Here is a 563-nt window from a genome sequence, read left to right on the forward strand (position 1 = left end):
GCTGAAGGGCCTGCCGGACGTCGTGACGAACGTCTGGCCGCAGACGATCGTGCAGACCTGCATCGTCCACCTGATCCGCAACACGTTCCGGCTGGCGGCCCGCCAGTACTGGGACGAACTCAAACGCGACATCAAGCCCATCTACACCGCGGTCAACGCCACCGCCGCCAGGGCGGCGTTCGACGAACTGGCCGAGAAATGGGGCCGGAAGTATCCCGCGCTGATCAGGCTCTGGGACAACGCCTGGGAGGAGTTCATCCCGTTCCTCGACTACGACGTCGAGATCCGCACCGTGCTGTGTTCCACGAACGCGATCGAGTCGTTGAATGCCCGCTACCGGCGGGCGATCAAAGCCCGCGGGCACTTCCCCACCGAGCAGGCCGCGTTAAAGTGCCTCTACCTGGTCACCCGATCCTTGGATCCGACCGGGACCGGCAGGGCGAGGTGGGCGATGCGCTGGAAACCTGCGTTGAACGCCTTCGCCATCACCTTCGGTGACCGATTCCCGGCCGCCGAGACCTACTGATCAACCCCGCCGGAAACACCGTTGGCGAGACAGTCCC

Annotated in this window: 1 protein-coding gene; it reads left to right on the forward strand. The window is 64.8% G+C overall.

The annotated features are described in order from the left end of the window. Window positions 1-526 (forward strand): transposase (locus tag ABEB28_RS42865; RefSeq protein ID WP_345734055.1); only part of this gene is annotated, 526 nt, incomplete at its 5' end. Window positions 527-563 lie beyond the last annotated feature (37 nt).

Source organism: Cryptosporangium minutisporangium (assembly GCF_039536245.1).
Lineage (GTDB): Bacteria > Actinomycetota > Actinomycetes > Mycobacteriales > Cryptosporangiaceae > Cryptosporangium > Cryptosporangium minutisporangium.